The sequence below is a fragment of the Microcoleus sp. Pol1C5 genome (genome assembly GCF_036701115.1).
Lineage (GTDB): Bacteria > Cyanobacteriota > Cyanobacteriia > Cyanobacteriales > Microcoleaceae > Microcoleus.
In genome coordinates this window covers 76,942-96,922 of sequence record NZ_JAUBQE010000029.1, presented here as the reverse complement: position 1 = coordinate 96,922, position 19,981 = coordinate 76,942, and the positions used below count along the sequence as shown (strand labels likewise).

The window sequence follows — 19,981 nt, the reverse complement described above, 5'->3', positions numbered from 1 at the left end:
TATGTTGAGCGTGGGCGGGCAATAGCGCGCTCGAACTTTTTTGAGTTTTTTGGACTTATTCAGCAAGCCCTACTTAGTAATATGAGGAGAATAGAAGTTAGATAAGGGCGATTCCCTACAAGATAGCTTCGCACGCGCGCACTTTAGGAAAAAGAACAATTGCGCTACACCCAAAACATTAGGAAACTGCTTTGAGATATTGCGTGACAGGCTTCACATCGATGTCATCGTGCGAAGTCTGTATTTTAAATGACAGGAGATGCCGGCTGCAATCAAAACTTCCAAATCGCGATCGAGCTTTGAAAAATCCTCATAAATGCCGACTTGCCTGAGTTACACAAGCTAAAGATGAATCTTTCGAGTCATTCACCCCTGTGTATTTGTACTGAATATCAAAACCTGCCTTTTCCCCAATTTCTTCGATATCCCAGTCTACAAGTGCCATATCCGTCGCTTCAACGGCTAGGGCAATATAACCGGGGGGTATGGAATCAAGAGGCTCGCAGCACCAACCCTCAGAATGGTTCCATACACTTTGACCTTGAGATTATCGAATTTTCATGTCTTTTGCCTCACTGAAAGTAGCAGCGAAACCAGGCTTTGCCTTCAGGGCGAACATCTGCAAGAGACCGTTTATATTCAGTTGCTATAGCAATCCTAAATCATTTGTGAATTTCTTACTCCCTCCCCTTGGGTTCGGGGAGGGTTGGGATGGGGTAAAAATTTACGACTCCTGCAAGGATTGCTATAGCTAATTTAGGATGATTACATTTACGACCTAGAGCTTAGCTATACAGAGGCTTTGATGGTTTTCCAAGAAATCTAAAGATGTAGTGAGGGAAATTCGTCTTCCCTAGCAAAAGACCCTTCCTGAATTGACTCCTGGAAGGCTTGCACCATCGATGCTTCCACTTTTAATCAGGATTGGGACTCCCACTGTTGCTCCCAAACGTCGAGGAAATTGTGCCGGATGGCCAGAAGGTAAACTTCGTACTCCAAGAGGTCGCTATCCCGTGATTAAAAAGGCTAAAGGTCGGTTCCAAAAATCACCAAAAGTCGTAACTTAACCGTGAAAACTCTTTCTAAATTCACTAAAATTTCACTCCGCTAACCTGGAGTCAATTTATGCTTAGTCTAAACTCCTATCTAGATGAATTATTCAAACTAACTCCGACACCAAAAATTAATGTTCTTGTGGGGCGGGTACTGCGGCCCGCCCCAACTTAATTTATGCTGCTTTAGCCGGACAAGATCTTACCCATTGCCTAACTTACAAATTGCAACTCATATCCCCCGATAATTGACTGAAACGCGCATTTTCCCGATAGTCTACCGGACAGTCAATCACGCAAGGGACATCTTGAGCCAGGGCTTCTTTGAGGATGGGAATAAAATCGGTTGCAGATTCCACACGATACCCTTTTAAACCCATACTTTCCGCAAATTTCACAAAATCGGGATTGCCAAATTTGACGAAATCGGAATGACCAAAATAATCTTGCTGCTTCCATTCAATTAACCCGTAACCACCATCATTAAAGATCAGCGTCACAAAGTTAGTACCGACTCGCAAAGCAGTTTCTAACTCTTGACAGTTCATCATAAAACCGCCGTCGCCGGTGGCTGCTATTACTTTGCGATCGGGATAAACGAGTTTTGCAGCCACGGCACCCGGAATCGCAATTCCCATCGCCGCAAATCCGTTGGAAATCAAACAGGTATTCGGGCGATCGCAATGATAGTGCCGCGCGATCCACATTTTGTGAGCTCCCACATCAGATATAAGAATATCTTCCGGGCCCAAGACTTGCCGCAAATCGTAAATGAGTTTTTGTGGCTTGATCGGGAAACCGTCGTCGGCTGCATATTGTTCGTACCCAGCGCGAATATCCGCCCGCAATTGCTTAGCAAAAGGATCTACTTTCTCCATGCGATCGGCACGCTGCAAAATTTCATTGAGGGAATCAGAAATATCTCCCACAACTTCTATAAGAGGAATATAACTGCTGTCAATTTCTGCTGGCAAAGATCCAATGTGAATGATCGGAATTTTTCCTTCTGGATTCCACTTCTTCGGGGAATATTCAATCAAATCGTAGCCAACAGCAATCACTAAATCCGTTTCTTCAAAAGCACAACTAATGTAATCGCGTTTTTGCAAGCCCGTCGTCCAAAGTGCCAAAGGATGAGTGTAAGGAATTACACCTTTGCCCATGAAAGTATTAGCTACAGGAATATTCAATCGAGTAGCAAATTGTGTCAAAGCATCGCTGGCGTTAGCGCGGATCGCGCCGTTTCCTACTAAAAGCAGAGGACTTTTCGCCTTGGAAATTGCCACAGCGGCTTTATTCAAGCTTTGGTAAGCGCCAAAAGTTTTTTCGCGGTTGTCTTTGGTGAGCGGCATTCCTTCAGCAGGCATTGCGGCGATGTTTTCAGGTAAGTCAATGTGAACTGCTCCCGGCTTTTCACTTTGAGCTACTTTAAAGGCTTTGCGGACAATTTCTGCCGTCGTGCTGGGGCGAACTATTTGAGCATTCCACTTAGTAACTGGCGCAAACATGGCGACCAAATCTAAATATTGGTGCGATTCTATGTGCATTCTGTCTGTGCCGACTTGTCCGGTAATTGCTATTAAAGGAGCGCCGTCTAAGTTGGCGTCAGCAACTCCTGTCATTAAGTTAGTTGCGCCTGGACCCAAGGTGGACAAGCAAACGCCGGCTTTGCCGGTGAGACGACCGTAAACGTCTGCCATGAAAGCGGCGCCTTGTTCGTGGCGAGTAGTAATAAATTTAATTGAAGAGTTTCTCAGGGCTTCTAGAACTTCTAAATTTTCTTCTCCTGGAAGTCCGAAGACGTATTCGACGCCTTCATTTTCTAAACATTTTACCAATAATTGAGCTGTGTTCATTTCCGTTTCTCTCCTCGGTTAATGGGGGTTTTTGGTCTTTATTTTTAAACCGATCGCAAAAATACTAAATGGGAATTTTTAACCGCAGGTAAACGCAGATAAACGCAGACTTCTGTAGATTTGTGCGATCGGTTGATAGAGTGGGAGCTTATTTTACCCACACTGTTTTAATGTTAACAAATTCATGAATTCCTTGGATGCTCAATTCGCGTCCGTAACCGGAGCGTTTGATGCCACCGAAGGGCAATCTCGGGTCGGATTTTACTAAACCGTTGATGAATACCGCGCCGGCCTCTAGTTCGGAAATAAAGCGATCGCTCTCTGAGTTTACTGTAGTCCAAGCTGACGCACCCAAGCCAAAAGATGTGCTGTTTGCGAGTTCGATGGCCTCATCGATGCCTGCAACTCGGAATACTAAAGCTACAGGCCCGAAAAATTCTTCTTGACGGGCAGAGGCATTCGGCGGAATGTTTGCCAGAATAGTTGGCAAGTAGAAATTGCCGGCCTTCTGTGACAATGGGCCGCCGCCTGTCAGAAGTTTTGCTCCCGATTGGACGCAAGTTTGCACTTGATTGTCCAAGTCTTTGAGGATTGCGGGAGTAGCTAAAGGGCCGATATCGGTTTCGGGCAACATCGGATCGCCTACTTTTAATTGCTCGAATTTTTCGACAAATCCTGTGATGAATTCGTCGGCAATCTCTTCTGCTAAAATAAAGCGTTTGGCTGCGATGCAAGATTGACCGTTATTGAGCATCCGGGATGTCACAGCAGTTGATAAAGCTGCTGCTACATCGGCGCTGGACATCACAATAAAGGGGTCGCTTCCTCCCAATTCCAGCACTACTTTTTTCAAATTTTTGCCCGCATTTGCTGCCAAACTTTCACCCGCTGGTTCGCTACCGGTGAGAGTTGCTGCTTTTATACGATCGTCCGCAACGATATCGGCTACTTTGTCGGCGCCGACTAACAAAGTTTGAAAAACTCCTTCGGGAAAGCCAGCAAGCGTAAAAATTTCTTCGATTTTCAAAGCGCACTGTGGCACGTTGGAAGCGTGTTTGAGCAAGCCGACATTGCCCGCCATCAGTGCTGGCGCCGCAAACCGAAAAACTTGCCAAAATGGGAAATTCCAGGGCATGACGGCTAAAATAGGGCCTAGCGGTTGGTAGCGGACAAAGCTGCTGCTAGCGTCAGTGGTTGCCGGTACGTCTGCCATAAATTGAGCGGCATTTTTGGCGTAATACCGACAAACTAAGGCGCATTTTTCCACTTCGCCGATCGCAGATTTGAGCGTTTTGCCCATTTCCAGGGTCATCATTTCAGCGTAAATTTCGCGATCGCGCTCCAAGATGTCTGCAGCTTTCTGCATCCACAGGGCTCTCTGCTCAAACGGCAGTTGGCGGTATTTTTTAAAAGCTTGCTGTGCTAATTCCAGCTTAGCTTCTATTACCTCATCCGCGATCGGCTCGAAGGTTTTCAGCGTTTCTCCCGTTGCCGGGTTGATAGTAGCAATAGCCATTGTTTCATCTCCTGTGTGAAAAACACAAAACTCCCTGCTAGTTTTCAGCCTCGGCAGGGAGTTGTATCAAGGTATTACAAAATAGGAATTTACCCGCCACATTTTCTTTTAGGTCTTGCAAAGTTGCAAGTGCCACGATTTGTTTAAATTTCTCTACTTTTAATTATAGTTCAGAGTCTCGATCGCAAATCTTAAGAAAATTTGTCTTTCTGAAATCACGCAAAAATCTCAAGAACAGGCTAGACGGCCTGTTCCACAAAAGTTAAATGTTTTTGTGGTGTCTCCCGCCCGCCCCTGAAAGCTTTATTCACAATTAATGGTGCAAGATGGATTAAATATCTCGTCCGGTGTCACGCCCGCCTTGCATTCTCAAGAACAGACCCGACGGCCTGTTCCACTACACATTTCTCAATTCCTCTCCCTCAAACAGACTGTTCCTGGACGTAATCCTGCACGTAAGACTGATAGTAATACCTGCTGCCTTTATCGTTATTCGCCACCATTCCCAACAGCGGAATTCCGGCCATTTTTAAATCTTCAAACGCCAACAACAGCGCCTCCCGCTCAGTTTGATGCAGCCCAACTACCAGCATCAATCCGTTAGTGTGAGCCGCCAATAAATTCGCATCCGCCAAACCCAAAAGCGGTGGAGTATCGTAAATAACTAAGTCAAATTGACTTGACAAAGTTGCCATTAAATGAGGCATTTTTCGCGAAGAAAGCACCTTTGTGGGATCGAGAGGAACCGGGCCGGAAGTTAAGACAAACAAATTTTCATCGCGGGGCGATCGCAAAATCAACTGTTGCACATCCACATCATCCGCGATCGCATTGTGCAAGCCTTGCCAATTCGGTAAACCCAGCATTTCGTGTACCTGCGGGCGCCGCAAATCGGCATCCACTAACAGCACTTGCTGGCCCATTGCAGCAGCCGCCCTCGCCAGATTGACTGCTACAGTAGACTTGCCGTCAGCTACTTGACAAGAAGTAATTACACAAGAATTGATGGGAGTATCAAGGTTGAGTAAGCGAATATTCGCATTGAGCGATCGAAAAGCTTCTTGAAAAGCATCCGTCGGCATCGGCGAAATTGCAACATCCACCGGGCTTGTCTCAGCAGGAGGAAGTCTCAAAATTTTATCGCTAGCAGGAATTACCCCCAACAAAGGCAGGCGAATCGACTGTTTGACATCCTCCGGAGTTTGGAACACCGTTTTATTGTTAAACCGTTCCGCCAACTGCGCCGCCAGCATACCAAACAGCAAACCAGCCAATCCCCCCAAAGCCAAATTCAAAGGCATAATCGGAGCAACAGCCATCAACTCGCCATTTTTGTAACGCGGAATTTCCGGCTTAGCAATAACTTCCCAAGCCACCTCTTTTTTGCCCACAGCTTCAAGCTGCAAAGCTTGCTGTTTTGCCAGCAAACCATTCAGCGTATTGTTGGTTAAATCCAACTCGCGCTGCAAATCCGAATAGCGCCGCAAAATCACCGGTAATCCTTGAGAGTATTGATCCAACTGCTTAGCAGCTTGTTCCAAAACTTGATTCCGCACGCCCAGCACCTGAATTAAATTAGCAGTACCGATAAACTGCTCGATTAACTTAATCCGCACCGGATCTTGAAAAGCTAGCACTTGCGAATTTACCTTAGCCAAATCAGTTCCCAGAACCTGTTGGGCTTCTTTTTTCAATAAAGGAATTAGGTTTTTGCGCTGTTCTCGCAACAATTGCATTTGCGGAGTTTCGTCTGTAAACGTAGCCGAGTTAATCGCAATTTGCCCTTCTAATTGCTGCAATTGAGTCAGCATCGCTTGATAGCGGGGAGCTTGACTCAGAGCCGAGGCCATCAGCGCTTGCTTCTGGTTCAGTCCGAGCTGATTTTGCAGATTGGAATAGAGCAATCTCTGCTGATTGAGCTGCGTTTGCGCGTCCAATCTTTGCGTTTGAAGTTGGCTGATTTGTTGCGCCAGTTGTTGGGTTTGAATTTGCGGATCGATGAAATTGTACTGCTGCCGCAACTTTTGAATTTCTGTTTGCAGAGCTTGTTGGCGCTTTTGCTGCTTGGGAATTTGCGATTTCACAAAATCCAGAGTCTGACTAATTTGAGTTGTGGTATCTTGCACGCTGTAGTTGCGGTAGCCTAGCGCAACTTTTTCCAAAACAAACTGAATTTTTTTCGGGTCATCATCCCGATATCTAACTTCGATAATCTTGGTATTTTTGAAGCGATTAATTGACAGCCTGGTTTCCTGAGAAAACGGCAAATTATCTGCTTTTTGGTTCAAGAGGTAGTTGTAATTTATTTCGGGATACTTAGCCTGCAACTGTTTAATAATCGGCGACATTACTTGCGGGCTTTGCAAAACTTGAATTTGGGATTCGTAGTCAAAACCGCCTTTTTCTTCGGTCGCCGGGGCCGCTGGTTGCAATTTCAGCTCACCGGAGTATATTTTTGCTAAAGTATTTTGCGTGACTGCAGGTTCTACTAATAATTGAAAGCGCCCCTCGTACTCGCTTTTTTGATTGAGCGTCCAGGCGAAAACCCCGGTGGTTACTGCCGCTGCTACACCAATGACTAAGATGGAGCGACTGCGGCAAACTTCCCAAAAACTTAACTCTTCTGCTTCTGTTTTCTCTCTGCCTGAAAATTGATCTTCTGCATAAAGCCCGGAAGACATTTTTGGCAGATCAGCATTTTTTTTATGATTAAACTGTGCTATTTGAGATTGTTTCCCTGGTTTCATTTGATTTCTACAGCTTATTAGTTTAAACGTCTGTACCGCTGGCGCAGTTTCAGGAACCCGGCTGATTCCTATATTTTTCATTACCAAACCGCAATTTTTTTCAGAAATCGAGTTTCTGAGGTCTTAATGCTCGTCTATTCAAATCACCGAAAAATATCGAATAACCGAAATATTCCTAACAGTGGACTGAGAGGAGCGAGAGTCCCGCCTACATTATCCGAGAACGTAGCGCGGCCCGATCGCCTTACCATAATTACATCATTATTTTGCAGTTTTGGATTAGACTCTTCATTGGCTGTTGCAGAAAAATTAACCTTAACAGTTAGCTGGGAAACTGTGCCGTTAGGATTGAGGCGAATTAAATCCACCGAATCCATTTGAGCGCGCGCTTTATTAAAACCTCCCGCTGCTACCAGCGCTTGATTTAAAGTAGTGTTGGGAACCACCGCAATCGCTCCCGGCTTCACGACTTCTCCCACAATGTTCACCTTAATCGTATCAGGTGAAAAATTAGAATTAGCCACTTGTTCATCTTGGGTTCCCTCGATATTTTCGGCTTTGGGAACGATTACCGTATCTCCCTGTTGCAGCGCTAAATCTTGGGATACATCTCTCCCTTCCAAAAGTTGCCACAAATTCACATTAATAATTTGCTCTGTACCCGCCCGTGTCAGGCGGCGAACTTGTATTTGTCTGATATCAGCTACCGGCGTAATGCCGCCAGCCATTTTAATTGCCCTCGTTACAGTTTGCTGCAAAACTGTTTCCCCGCTGTTGGTTTCGCTGGCAGCAAACAAACCAGAATTTTCACCCATTTCATTCTCTTGTACCCTACTTTGAGCCTCTTTTGCCAAAGTATAAGTACCGGGGCGAGTTACTTCACCCACCACAGCAATATTAATTGGTTGAGTGCTTTGTCCGGTAATGTTAGCTACTGCTAAAGTCGGTGCTTCTTGGCGGTTGAGGCTAGTTACAGTGGGAATGAATATAGTATCGCCGTCGCGCAAAGTCATATCGGCTCGCAAATCTCCGTTTTGCAATAATTCCCACAAATCCACACTAATAATTTGTTCCGGTGCGTTGCGCTGGGGGCGGCGGATTTTGATTTGCCGCACGTCTGCTGACTGCGTAATTCCCCCGGCCATTCGCAGAGCCCGCGATATCGTTGGCATTTGAGTTCCCATTTGCTCTGCTGTGCCTCCGGGGCCTGCTGCTGAGGATATTGTATAGGCTCCGGGGCGGTTGATTTCGCCCGCGATCGCAATTTGCAAAGGACGCGGCGCCAGCAGTTTCAGGGTAATCCAAGGACGTTTGAGGTATTTGCCGTATTTGTCTTTAACAGCATTAGAAGCTTGTTCTAAGGTCATCCCGTACACCGAAACGCTGCCAATTAACGGCAAACTCAGGGAACCGTCGGCCTGTACTTGGTGTTGACCGTTGGGCCCGCTGTATTCCGGGACGTTGAAGATGTCCATTTGAATACGATCGCCCGCTCCCAAGGTGTAAACTTCCGATCGTACACTTGAAGATGCACTTGTCGGAATCGCCGGAAATCCCTGAACAGGAGGCATGGGTACGGGAACAGCAGAACCAGGAGGAGGAGGAGGAGGAGAGAAAGCAGGAGGAGGAGGCAAAAACTGGGCCATCCCCGGAGATGAACCTGCAGCCAGCGCTGACACTGTTAAAAATTTGACCGTGAAACCTTTGACAGTATTGAATTTTGAATAGTTTTTGCTAACCATCGCCTTTTGCCCCTATCCGCTTCCTACCCCGCCACCATCAAATGTAACCCAACTCTTCTAACTTGCTTAGAACTTTTTTAACACTCTCTTCCACACTTTCTCGCTCTGTGTAACAAATAATCTCAGGATTGAGCGGTTCTTCATAAGGATCGTCAATTCCCGTAAAACCCTTAATTTCTCCTGCTCTGGCCTTAGCGTATAGTCCCTTGACATCGCGACCTTCGCACACTTCTAACGGCGCTGTGATATATACTTCAACAAAATTGGGCTCCATTGCTCTAATTTCGTCGCGAATTGCTCTGTAGGGGCTAATAGCTGCGGTCATTACGGCTACTCCATTGCGGCTCAGCAGGTGAGCTACAAATCCAATCCGCCGAATATTAGTATCTCGGTCTTCTTGGCTAAATCCTAAACCTTTTGACAAGTTGGTGCGAACGACATCTCCATCCAATATTTCAACTTTGCAACCTCTTGCCTTCAATTCGGGTTCGAGAGCTTTGGTGATAGTTGTCTTGCCGGAACCGCTCAGCCCGGTGAACCACAAAATAAAACCTTTTTCCATTTTCAGTCGTTTATTAGTAACTCGGAAACTTTTAAGACGTAAAACTTTATAGATGCTGTTCCCTTTTTTCTATTATCGTTATTCGCGGTGTCATATTGGCAATATTTGCGCGCACACAATGAGAAATCAAAAGTTGCGATCGCTCCTGCAGTCATTTAGTAAAAAAAGTGTGCGCTCGTTGTATAATTCCCCATTTATTATTTGTCAAGTCTTTACAAAGTAAAATTCACTTCGCGATCGCCAACGCCGAACATCTATCCGTAGCGCACTCATCACCTTAATCTAAAATCTAAAATGGTATTGCCCATGTCTTCGCTCTTAAAAGCAGATGTTTTGGTAGTCGGGGGTGGCACCGGCGGCACCGCAGCAGCCGTGCAAGCTGCCCGCCGAGGTGCCAAAACTATTTTAGTAAGCGAATTCCCCTGGCTGGGAGGAATGCTGACTTCCGGTGGCGTTTCTGCCCCCGATGGCAATGAATTAGCAGCTTTTCAAACCGGTTTGTGGGGCGCATTTTTGCGGGAACTCCAGCAGCGACAGCCGGGAGGTTTGGATTGGGGGTGGGTCAGTTTTTTTACTTACGATCCCCGCATCGGTGCTGAAATTTTCGCTGATTGGGTTAAATGTTTGCCGAACTTGCATTGGATTTCTGGAAAAAAAGCTCAAGATGTGCTGTATGAAGGAGATCGCATTTCTGGCGTTCGGTTTGCAGATTTTACGGTTTCGGCCAAAATCACTTTAGATGCAACGGAATTGGGAGATTTGCTGGCTTTAGCGGAGGTTGGACACCGCTGGGGTTGGGAATTCCAAGCCGAGTGGGGAGAACCCAGCGCGCCGACTGCCTCTAATGCTCTCACAGAGAGCTATTCGGTGCAAGCTCCGACTTGGGTGGCAATCATGCAGGATTTTGGTAAAGGTGAGGCCGGGCCAGAAATTACCGCGCCGCCTGTTGACAATCCCGATCGATTTATCGGTGCTTGGGACAGTTACACTCCCGAACAATTTCTCAATTACGGCAGGCTTCCGGGCGGATTGTTGATGATTAATTGGCCGATTCGAGGTAATGATTATGGTGAAGGGGTCGATCGACTCATTAAATCTGAAGCATCTCGACAAGAATTCCTGCAAGAAAGTCTGTGGCACACTCAAAGTTTCGCCCGCTTCATTCAAACGCAACTCGGCCCCCGCTACGGCTTAGCACAGAACATTTTCCCGATTTCCACGATCGAAAATCAACAAAATTCTTCCATTCTTCCTTCTTTTGCCTTACATCCTTACTACCGAGAAAGTCGCCGCTTGCGAGGGATAAGTACAGTCAGAGAACAAGATATTTTGCCTATTGTCGGTGGAAGAGTCGCGAAGTTGCCGATAAATTCCGAGGGCATTTGTGAAACAATTGCGATCGGCAACTATGCCAACGACCACCACTACCCCAGTGGCGACATTCCCTTGCAGCCCAAATCGATCCGGTGGGGCGGCCGCTGGACGGGAACTCCGTTTACCATTCCTTACAGCGCCCTAATTCCTGCGAGTACAGACGGTTTGCTAGTCTGCGAAAAAAATATTTCCGTCTCTCACATCGCCAACGGTGCAACTCGCTTGCAACCGACGGTAATGAATATTGGACAGGCAGCGGGGATGGCGGCGGCTTTGTGCGCGGAATCTGGATGTCAGCCGCGGGATTTGCCGGTGAGAGTTTTGCAGGAAGCTTTGCTGCAAGATTCCGAGGCGAGTGCGGCGGTTATTCCTTTATTTAATTTGACACGGGGGCGATCGGACTGGCTCGATTGGCAGCGCTATTATCTCGATCGGCCTGAAGCATATCCCGCCAGCGGCGAATGTCAGCAGTCAGTAGAGAAATCAAGCAGTCAAACAGCAAATACCCACAGCCAATTTTCTGGCATTTTCCGCCGCCTCGGCGAACAAGACTGGACACTAACGCTGACAAGCCCTGCATCCTTAGCCGGTCAAACTTGGCAACTCGTGACTTTGGACTCGGAAACCGACAGATTTTTACAAAATTGTGAAACCGAAAAGCCTATCACAGTATGGGGCAGGCTGAATTCGGCAGGTGCTTGGCTGCTGGCGGGAGCAGTAGAATTGAAGACGTAAGGTTTTTTGCACAGATCCGAAAATTGCACAGATATCTATCCTGATCGATCGGGGCAAGTCCGTATCACGTAATAGACACTGACACGGATACTACCCATGCAAACCTACACTGCAATTGCTTTACTGAGCCTGTTGGGCATTACCTTGAGTGCCAGCGCCGCTCAAGCTTTTGAATCTTCATTCCCCATTGTCGCAACTGCCACCGCCCAATATATGTTGTCAGCCCAAACTCAACAAAAGGGTGAGCGCGGTCCTGAAAGGGGCAGCGGACGCAGAAATTTTACTGAGCCTAATGTTTACATTCATCCGCTACAAGATTTCTAATCGCACTGGACGCAAGTGATTACCACAACTGAGTTGCTTCGGGCCGTTCATTTGAGCACTCGATCGGATTTTCTGGGATTCTAGTTTTTCAGGTTAAGCGACAACTGCACTTTTTGTGGACAGTTCTGAGGAGATTCTTTTTTGTGTGATAAATGTTAGCATATAAACGGGGAACCGCCATCTACCTAGAGATAGATTCTAGTATGTGGCGGTTTTGTATTGAAAACGCTTCAATTAAACAGTAACTAACCACAGGCCTCTGATCATCTGGGTTTTTCAACCGATATCCCTCGCCCTCTAAGCCTTATTTTGGCATTGCACAATTTGAGGACGATTCTTGTGGGGTGTCCCGCCTGCTGTGAAAATACAGCAGACGGCCTACGAGCTCCCATCCCACAAAACCATCAAAATTTTCCCGCAATTACGCAACAGCCTTATTTTAGTCGATCGAACTTGGTTTCGGCATCCATGACTATTCAAGAATTAGGAGCTCGGAGTCGCCTCAAATTCCTGGGAGCGCAACAGTTATTTACCTTCTCCCCCCCACAGGTAGGGTTTAATTTTCAACGGCTGCACTATAATAAACGTGCGATAACTAACTTATATATAGGTAAACTGTCAGCGCAGAGGGTGCAGCAATCTACTTAAATTGGCCACCAATAAGAACCACTTATGCGGTGTGGATAGCCTTTAAGCCCATGCCCCTGTTACCTCAGGGAAATTAACTAACCTGAATATTAGGGTAGCTGGCAAGCTTTCCGGCGACAGTCGGCTATGCTTGATTCGGCGCTCTCGCAATAATTTAATGGAGGATAACAAAATGCCTCCTAATTTGGCTATTTCGGGGATAGTGATGAAAAATGACTCTTTGGATCTGGTCAAAAGCCTCAGCCCTAGTGCAATGGATCAGATCATGCTATATCTGGCGTTTAGCGCCATGAGAACCAGTGGGCACAGGCACGGGGCGTTTCTAGACGCGGCCGCAACGGCGGCTAAGTGTGCCATTTATATGACTTATATGGAGCAGGACAACAACCTGCGGATGACCGGACACTTGCATCACATTGAGCCTAAACGAGTGAAGGTGATTGTTGAAGAAGTCCGGGAAGCTCTGACTCAGGGAAAACTGCTGAAAATGTTGGGTTCCCAAGAACCTAGGTATTTGATTCAGTTTCCTTATGTCTGGTTGGAACAGTATGGTTGGATGCCGGGACGCCCTCGCATTCCGGGAAACAATTTGACTGTAGATGAAAAAAAATATCTCGAAGGCAAGATTCCTCCGAATCCGCCAGACGCTCAACTGATCAATTCTTTTCAGTTTATGGAGTTGATCGAGTTTCTGCACAGGCGATCGCAAGAAGATATGTCTCCAGAAAGGCGAATGCCTTTGAGCGAAGCTCTAGCAGAACACATTAAGCGGCGCTTGATCTATTCTGGGACAGTTACTCGCATTGATTCTCCTTGGGGAATGCCGTTTTATGCCCTCACTCGCGCTACTTACTCTCCCGCAGAGCAGGAAGAGCGGACATTTACTATGGTGGAGGATACGGCTAGATATTTCCGGCTGATGAAGGATTGGGCGGAAAAACAACCGAATGTGATGCGAATTATGGAGACTTTGGATATTCCGCCGGAACGCCTCGACCAAGCCCTTGAGGAATTAGATGAAATTATTCGCAATTGGGCCGATCGCTATCACAAGCGGGGCGAACCGACGATGATTTTACAAATGGTTTTTGGACCGCAAGACGACGCTTAGTTTGATTAACTATTAATCATTAGTCATGAGTTGATTGCGGGAGACTAATGACTAATGATTAATAGCTGATAGCTCGCGAGGCAGAAACCGGGTTTCTCTGGAAAAATATTGCGTTAAGGCCTTGAATTATCGTAATAAACCCGGTTTCTGAGGTCGCGAATGCGTCCAGCATTAACTAAGCTAAAAAAGCTCTCCAGGTGGCCGCTAAAATAATCGCTGCGATCGCTCCTATGAGTGTATTAAAAAAATTTACCACCTCGTTCGTCAGCCACTCAAACTTTGATTGCACCGTCGCCCCAATCACGCTCTCGATGTTCGTGGCAATAAAAGCTGAAATAACACAAAAAACAATTCCTGTCAAGTCTATTAAACCGACGGCCCAACTCAAAAGTGCGATCAGAATTGAGCCGACAATACCTGCGATCGTTCCTTCCAAACTTACGGCCCCTTCCGTACCCCTAGGTACAGGCTGCAAGCTGGTAATCAAAAAAGTCCGTTTGCCGTAAGCTTTGCCGATTTCGCTAGCGCAGGTATCGGAAAGTTTAGTGCAAAAACTCGCCGCGTAACCCAGCAATAATAGAGAAATAGCATCTTGTGGCACAGACATCTTGCCTGTCTCTTCTAAAATAGATAATGCCAAAACTCCTAAAGCGCAAAGAGTCGCGGTTAAAGCCGAACCCCAGACATTTTCTGGGCCTCGGGCGCCTGAACGCTTTTCGGCTATTCCTTCTGCTTCTTTTTGGGCTTTGCCGATGCGGGTAACTCCCGATCCGACAAGAAAGTAAAACATCACCACGGCATAGCCTTGCCATCCCAAACAGCCCCAGATGAGGACGCCCAATACCCAGCCGTGAAATTGACCAGCGGGAGTGAGCAATTTTTTAGGAGCAATGGTGGCGATCGCGAGTAAAACTGTATTTAGGGCGATCGCCACCAACCAAGGATTAGACCAAGATAAATAATTAAAGAACAATTCTGAATTCTGCATTTAGTACCTCCATGAGCCAAGTCTTATTTCATCTTGCCTTCCCCGTGACCGATATTGCCCAAACCAAAGCGTTCTACGTAGACGGGCTCGGCTGCGAACTAGGTCGCGAATCGCCAAATTCTGCGATTATGGGTTTGTGTGGGCATCAAATTGTCGCCCACGTCAGCCGCGAACCTTTGACGCCTCAGCGAGGCATCTATCCCCGGCATTTTGGGTTAATTTTTACTTCCGAAGCTGACTGGGAAGCGTTGTTAGAGAAAGCCCAGCAAAACAACTTAAATTTCTATCAAGAACCGAGACGGCGATTTGTCGGTTTGCCTACAGAACACCGTACTTTCTTCTTAGAAGACCCTTTCCACAATATACTTGAGTTCAAGTATTATTGTGAAGCTGAAGCAATTTTTGGTCGCAGCGAATACGCTGAAGTTGGGGATGCTGTTTGATATTTAGTCCGGTAGCGATTTGCATCCTGTGGGGGCGGGTTTAGGAAATTGTTGGTTTTAGGCAATTACTTTAGGTCAAACCTGCCTCTACAAAATTTGACATTATACAAGAATGAATCAAACGGTCAATCATGAACTTTCAACGGTTCTGAAAGTGCTTCAGCGACCGCTTTTAAACTGCTGGAATTTCTCGCCATCATGGCATGGGCGAAAACAGACAATTTTACTTCTTTGGCAGCAGATATTTTGGAACTAGAAGCAGGTACGATGATGAAATCCCAATCTGTCCAAATCGAAGTAAAATTGAGCTTTTCCAACAAGGCAGCATCTCGATTTAATTCTTCCAAAAAAGCACTGCCAGGACGCATTTGAACGCAGCCTTTTCCCCAGAGAGTGTAAGCCATCCAAGTACCGCTGTGAGGAGAAGATATGGCAATAAAGCGCTGGACTCGGTTAATGCCGCCTAACCTTTGCAGGTAGTAGCGAGTTACTAAACCGCCCATGCTCAATCCTACTATATCTAAATGTTGTTCGGGCGCAAAGTTTTTGTCTATATAATCTGCTAGTTGCTGGGCTAATTCGTCTATGCTGGCATTGCCCCAATGAGGCGAGAGATTGAGGGTGTAAACTGACCATCCCAGTTGAGTGAGGTAGGCAGACATTTTGTAAAAAATTCCCGATTTTCGGAAGATTCCGTGAATTAGCAAGACGGGGTTGCGGCTAAAATTGCTATTCATTTTTAAGTGGAAATTTTATTATTAATAGGTGCTTTGAGTTCTTCAACTAATGCGTTAATACTTAGGGGTTCTGTCACCATTTGGCGGTGCAGCAAAACGTTGACTTTAACTTCTTTACCTACTGGCATTTTGGAACTGTTCGCCGGTACAATCATTATGTCAAATGGCGTCCACATTGATGTAAAGTTTATGCGTTTGAGCATTGTCACATCTTGATTTAAATCGCGCAGCAAGCCACTATCGGGACGCATATCCAGGTATCCTGGTAGGCGTAGGGAATAAGCGGTGAGGGTGCCGTGGTGGGGGGAAGATAGGGTGATGAAACGCTGTACGCGGTTGATTCCTCCGAGTCGCTGGACGTAGTAGCGACTGACGATGCCGCCCATGCTGTAGCCTACTATGTCTAAAGGCTGTTCGGGATCGAAGGTTTCAGAGATGTAGTCTGCGAGTTGCTTGGCCAGTAAGTCGAGCCCGAGGCTGCCGTCGTTGGGGGTCAGGTTGAGGCTGTGGACTGACCATCCGAGTTTGGTGAGGCGGGCGGACATTGTGTTGAAAATCATCTTTGTGTCCCAGATGCCGTGTATGAGGATGACGGGATTGCGATCGAGCGAACTGTTCATTTTGCGGAAAAATTGCTTGCTGATTACAGCATAAATCACTCCCCTAGGGAGTTTTACCCGTACTAGGACAGCTATGGAATCGGATCGAGGTACGATCGACAATGAGTGGGAATCCCTAACAAATTCTGAGATACTTTGTAAATAAGTGCAAAGCACGGTGAGTATTCATACCTAAAATTTGCTTTGATGAGGTAGCTTAGATATAGCCAAATGTAAATTTTGATGAATAAATGTAGACAAAGGTTGCCCAAGCTCGTAATCTAACTTTGTTGACAAGCTTGTACAAATTTCTCTAAAAGAACAAAAGGAGTAAGTCTAATGTTTGGTTTTATCAAAAATTTCTTCGGCGGTATTTTCGGCTTTTTTGCCAGACTGTTGGGCTTGAAAAAGTCTGAATATTTCCTAGATTTGGGCGAGTCGGGAGCGAAGGAACCAGCAAAAGTTGCGCCTGCGAAGTCTGAGCCTGTTGCGATCGCACCGGCAAAAGCTGAGCCTGTTAAGTCTGAGAAGTCTGAGAAGTCTGAACCAGCTAAAAAGGCTAAGGTAGAGAAAAAGTCGAAGAAAGAAAACGAACCAGTCGCTAGTGTTCCTGCTAATAATGCAGTACCCGCGAAAGTACCTGCTGCCGCAGCAACTAACGGGAAAGTGCCGAGTCAAGCTGAACCTATTCGGACTTTTGCTCCTAATAACTTAATGCCGACATCAAATGCAACTCGTCGTGGCCCTGGCCCCAGCATGAACAATTTCCGGGAAATGGCTCGTCAGGTGAAAACGAAGTAGGAAATTGGGAATTGATAATAGGGAATTGGGCATTGGATAATTCCCAATGCTGACGTTAACAAATTAAAAATGGGATTCCTCATTTTTAATTTTAACTATTTGTTCTATTCCCTATTTTCTTGGTTTCTGAGGAAAGCTAATCCGCTGTATAGCTGAAAAGCTGAGTCCCAAGGAGTTTCGGATTTGCGCTCGATTTCGATATGAGATTCGATCTTGCTCAACATATTAGTGTAATCGAGGACTGTCTCGGCAAAGGGCGTAAATTCTGACCAAACTGTAACGTCAAGCTGGCGATCTACTATTTCCAGTAAGTTATTCCAGTTAATTCGGGTGGTACTTTGAGGAATTTGTGGAGAGTTTTTGACTCTCGATGTTTTGTTTTTAGGGTTCGGTGAAGTGGGGAGATCAGCCGAAGCTTTGGTAAAGTCAACTCCTTGTTGAAATTCGTAACTTTGGTCGCAAATTCGCAGAATGCAGTTTCTGCTGGGAATGTGTAAGTCACAGATTTGAGCGTAATCTTGCCTGATTTCTCTGTGGCGAAATTGCTCCTTTCTTCGGTTGGGGGAGTAGTCCATGACTTCGATGAACATCGGCAACAAGCCTTCTACTCTTTGGGTAACTTCTGACCAGCTAAATTCGATCGCACCGAGTCGTGAGAGTTTATCTTTGCAAACAACGGCTGGGGAAGAAAGAGACTGGAAGTGTTGCACTCGGAAGATTTGGATTTTTTGAATATCGCTGAGAGTTGCCCAAAATACGGGAATGCCGGCGTTGAGGAGTTCTTGACCATAAATTCGGAGTTCGGCGATGGGGCCAGTTTTGTAGAGTCTCCAGCCGCGGCTTTGGATTTGCATCCGGGTTGTGTAGGCGTCGATTTTAAAGATTCTGCTAATATTTTGAATGGCGGCGGGTTTGTTTTCGGGACTCACAGGTTCGAGGATAAGGAGTCCGGGCTCGAGGTTGCTGGGGTCGTTTTTGGCGGTTTCTATGGCTTGTTGGCGAAGGTTTTGTTGTGCGCTTTCAACCCGTTGAATAGCTTGGCGGGTCTGGGAGACGATTTTGGGGTTGGTGATGTCGCGGAGTATTTGTTTGTAGGTTGTTTGGGCTTTTTCGAGATTGTTGGTTAGTTCGTAGTAGCGGGCCATATAGTATTGTACCCACGGATTTTTGGGGGATTCTTTTTTTAGTTGTTTGATGAGTTGGGCAGCTTGTTTGTAGTCTTTACCCTCTAGGGCGGCGGCTATTTGGTTGATGTCTGTCATGGGGTTTACGGGAATGGCGTTGTTTCTATCTTGGCTGATGTTTGGTTGGTTTCGCCACTGGTTAACAATTTTGGCTTTTATGTGAGTTTGGAATTTTTTTCCCGCTTGGCGAAAATTAAGATTTGGATTTTTTAACCGCAGATGAACGCGGATGTGTATAGATGGATGTTGAGTGGATGTGAAAAAAAATATAAGTTAAAGTTGATTGGAATTAATGCTTAAGGTGTAGGAACCTTTGCTTGTACGAGCGCCTCCTTTAACAACTATTTTATAAGTGCCGTTACTAGGCAATTTGACGATGAGTTGAGACTCTCGGAGATTCTGGGAGTTGCCTGGTGTTTGGGCAATATTTTTGCCACTGGTGTCCAACAGTGCTATGTTGTGGCCGAATGCTCTGCTTTTGAGGTCGATCGTAATAGATTGACCTGCCCGTCCTTGAAAGCTGTGTTCGCTGGGGACGCCGTCTTTGAGGGTTCCCCGCTGCTGTAGGATAGAAAGGGAGGTGAGTTTTGGGCGATCGACATTGCTCAATTCTAAGCCGTAATTGGTCATGGGTACATCGAGGCCATTTCCTTCTCGGACTACGATGATAAAAGCTGTTTTGTTGTTGATATCTCGGACTATTTTGTCAATAAAATTTGCTTGTATTTTTTGTTCATTTATAGGTTTTGGTTGATTAAAATTTGGTTTCGATATACAGAGAAGTACCCCTCCATCTTGATAGTGGGCGGCGTAGAACAAATAGTTTTGACCGTTAGTTGTAAATTCGTTGCGGCTAAAGATAGTGAATCTTTCAAGTTGCGGTAGTTGCTGGTTGCGCTGGCAATTTTTATCGATGTAGATTTCGTTGGCTGATGGCTGTCGCTGGGCGAAAACTGCTGGGACGATGGTGGTTACAATTGCTGAGATGATGGTGAGGGTGAGGGTGAAGGGCGATCGGCTTTTCATAAATACTTGTTTCTATTTTTTGTTGTCAGGTGTTGTACGGTATACTTCCTATTTTATCTTTGTTTTAAATAGTTTTCTAATTCCGCAGTGCGCTGTTTAGTCATGCGATCCAAACATTCATTGAGGAAACCTCGATAACCGGTACCGCCACGACTTTTATAAACTTCAAATTCACAGGTATTATCTCTTAACTTAATCCACCCTAATTGTGCTTCGGAAAGTAGCGATCGCTCTTCGTCGCTCAATTGGGAAATCAGTTGTTTGTAAACCTCGTTCAGTCGTTTGTCCGAGGCTTCATAGTTCAACCGAATACAAGCTCTGACTTGCACATCTCCTTGCGGGCGATCGCAATTAATCTGTTGAGCAATGGGAAAACTCGGAGATTGTGCAGAAACTGATGTGGTACCGAAAATTGCCAAAAGCGCGTGAAGCGAAGCTATCCCGTAGGGAATCGACCAAAAGAGCGATCGACCTTTCCTCAACTCTATTTTCATTGCCCGTCAACCCACCTATCTGATGAATTCTTTGTTATTTGT

The 19,981-nt window shown here is 46.0% G+C and carries 17 protein-coding genes; 5 read left to right on the top strand and 12 right to left on the bottom strand.

Going from position 1 to position 19,981, the window contains the following annotated elements:
* Window positions 1–310: 310 nt before the first annotated feature.
* From QUA23_RS17510 to cysC, 6 genes are all read right to left on the bottom strand, one after another.
* Complete coding sequence (locus tag QUA23_RS17510) at window positions 311–445, bottom strand: hypothetical protein (RefSeq protein ID WP_333077342.1); 135 nt, start codon at window positions 443–445, stop codon at window positions 311–313.
* 825 nt (window positions 446–1,270) lie between these two features.
* The gene (locus QUA23_RS17505) at window positions 1,271–2,908 is read right to left on the bottom strand and encodes an acetolactate synthase large subunit (RefSeq protein WP_333077343.1); all 1,638 of its coding nucleotides are present in this window, start codon (window positions 2,906–2,908) and stop codon (window positions 1,271–1,273) included.
* 148 nt (window positions 2,909–3,056) lie between these two features.
* Window positions 3,057–4,424: an NAD-dependent succinate-semialdehyde dehydrogenase gene (locus QUA23_RS17500; protein WP_333077344.1), complete on the bottom strand. Its 1,368-nt coding sequence runs from the start codon at window positions 4,422–4,424 to the stop codon at window positions 3,057–3,059.
* A 422-nt stretch (window positions 4,425–4,846) separates the two neighbouring features.
* Complete coding sequence (locus tag QUA23_RS17495) at window positions 4,847–7,171, bottom strand: polysaccharide biosynthesis tyrosine autokinase (protein WP_333077346.1); 2,325 nt, start codon at window positions 7,169–7,171, stop codon at window positions 4,847–4,849.
* Between the two features lie 143 nt (window positions 7,172–7,314).
* Window positions 7,315–8,913 carry an SLBB domain-containing protein gene (locus QUA23_RS17490; protein ID WP_333077347.1) on the bottom strand — a complete coding sequence of 533 codons (1,599 nt, stop codon included), beginning with the start codon at window positions 8,911–8,913 and terminating at the stop codon, window positions 7,315–7,317.
* A 37-nt stretch (window positions 8,914–8,950) separates the two neighbouring features.
* Window positions 8,951–9,481: an adenylyl-sulfate kinase gene (gene cysC / locus QUA23_RS17485; RefSeq protein WP_190656752.1), complete on the bottom strand. Its 531-nt coding sequence runs from the start codon at window positions 9,479–9,481 to the stop codon at window positions 8,951–8,953.
* 300 nt (window positions 9,482–9,781) lie between these two features.
* Here cysC and QUA23_RS17480 point away from each other — a divergent pair, with 300 nt between their 5' ends.
* The 3 genes from QUA23_RS17480 (at window position 9,782) to hetR (ending at window position 13,667) form a co-directional block, all read left to right on the top strand.
* The gene (locus tag QUA23_RS17480) at window positions 9,782–11,584 is read left to right on the top strand and encodes an FAD-dependent oxidoreductase (RefSeq protein WP_333077349.1); all 1,803 of its coding nucleotides are present in this window, start codon (window positions 9,782–9,784) and stop codon (window positions 11,582–11,584) included.
* Window positions 11,585–11,680: 96 nt separating this feature from the next.
* Complete coding sequence (gene patX, locus QUA23_RS17475; protein ID WP_333077350.1) at window positions 11,681–11,908, top strand: heterocyst-inhibiting protein PatX; 228 nt, start codon at window positions 11,681–11,683, stop codon at window positions 11,906–11,908.
* Between the two features lie 853 nt (window positions 11,909–12,761).
* Window positions 12,762–13,667 carry a heterocyst differentiation master regulator HetR gene (hetR, locus tag QUA23_RS17470; RefSeq protein ID WP_333077431.1) on the top strand — a complete coding sequence of 302 codons (906 nt, stop codon included), beginning with the start codon at window positions 12,762–12,764 and terminating at the stop codon, window positions 13,665–13,667.
* Window positions 13,668–13,842: 175 nt separating this feature from the next.
* On the opposite strand, the gene QUA23_RS17465 is transcribed toward hetR, so the two are convergent.
* Entirely contained in the window at window positions 13,843–14,655 is an 813-nt protein-coding gene (locus QUA23_RS17465) for a TIGR00297 family protein (RefSeq protein ID WP_333077351.1), read from the bottom strand.
* A gap of 11 nt (window positions 14,656–14,666) precedes the next feature.
* Here QUA23_RS17465 and QUA23_RS17460 point away from each other — a divergent pair, with 11 nt between their 5' ends.
* Window positions 14,667–15,098, top strand: a complete 432-nt coding sequence (locus QUA23_RS17460; RefSeq protein WP_333077352.1) for a VOC family protein — start codon at window positions 14,667–14,669, stop codon at window positions 15,096–15,098.
* Window positions 15,099–15,223: 125 nt separating this feature from the next.
* On the opposite strand, the gene QUA23_RS17455 is transcribed toward QUA23_RS17460, so the two are convergent.
* The gene (locus QUA23_RS17455) at window positions 15,224–15,835 is read right to left on the bottom strand and encodes an alpha/beta fold hydrolase (RefSeq protein ID WP_333077353.1); all 612 of its coding nucleotides are present in this window, start codon (window positions 15,833–15,835) and stop codon (window positions 15,224–15,226) included.
* Between the two features lie 2 nt (window positions 15,836–15,837).
* The gene (locus QUA23_RS17450; protein WP_333077354.1) at window positions 15,838–16,455 is read right to left on the bottom strand and encodes a triacylglycerol lipase; all 618 of its coding nucleotides are present in this window, start codon (window positions 16,453–16,455) and stop codon (window positions 15,838–15,840) included.
* Between the two features lie 318 nt (window positions 16,456–16,773).
* On the opposite strand from QUA23_RS17450, the gene QUA23_RS17445 reads away from it, so the two are divergent.
* Window positions 16,774–17,235 (top strand): hypothetical protein, encoded by a 462-nt coding sequence (locus tag QUA23_RS17445; protein ID WP_333077356.1) that lies wholly within the window; start codon window positions 16,774–16,776, stop codon window positions 17,233–17,235.
* Between the two features lie 104 nt (window positions 17,236–17,339).
* On the opposite strand, the gene QUA23_RS17440 is transcribed toward QUA23_RS17445, so the two are convergent.
* The 3 genes from QUA23_RS17440 to QUA23_RS17430 all read right to left on the bottom strand — a co-directional run bounded on the left by QUA23_RS17440 (window position 17,340) and on the right by QUA23_RS17430 (window position 19,939).
* On the bottom strand, window positions 17,340–18,497 hold the full coding sequence (locus QUA23_RS17440) for a tetratricopeptide repeat protein (RefSeq protein WP_333077358.1): 1,158 nt from the start codon (window positions 18,495–18,497) through the stop codon (window positions 17,340–17,342).
* Window positions 18,498–18,692: 195 nt separating this feature from the next.
* A complete protein-coding gene (locus tag QUA23_RS17435; protein ID WP_333077359.1) occupies window positions 18,693–19,445 on the bottom strand; it encodes a hypothetical protein in 753 nt (250 codons plus the stop codon).
* A gap of 53 nt (window positions 19,446–19,498) precedes the next feature.
* Window positions 19,499–19,939, bottom strand: coding sequence for a lysozyme inhibitor LprI family protein (locus tag QUA23_RS17430; RefSeq protein ID WP_333077360.1), 441 nt, complete (start codon window positions 19,937–19,939; stop codon window positions 19,499–19,501).
* Window positions 19,940–19,981 lie beyond the last annotated feature (42 nt).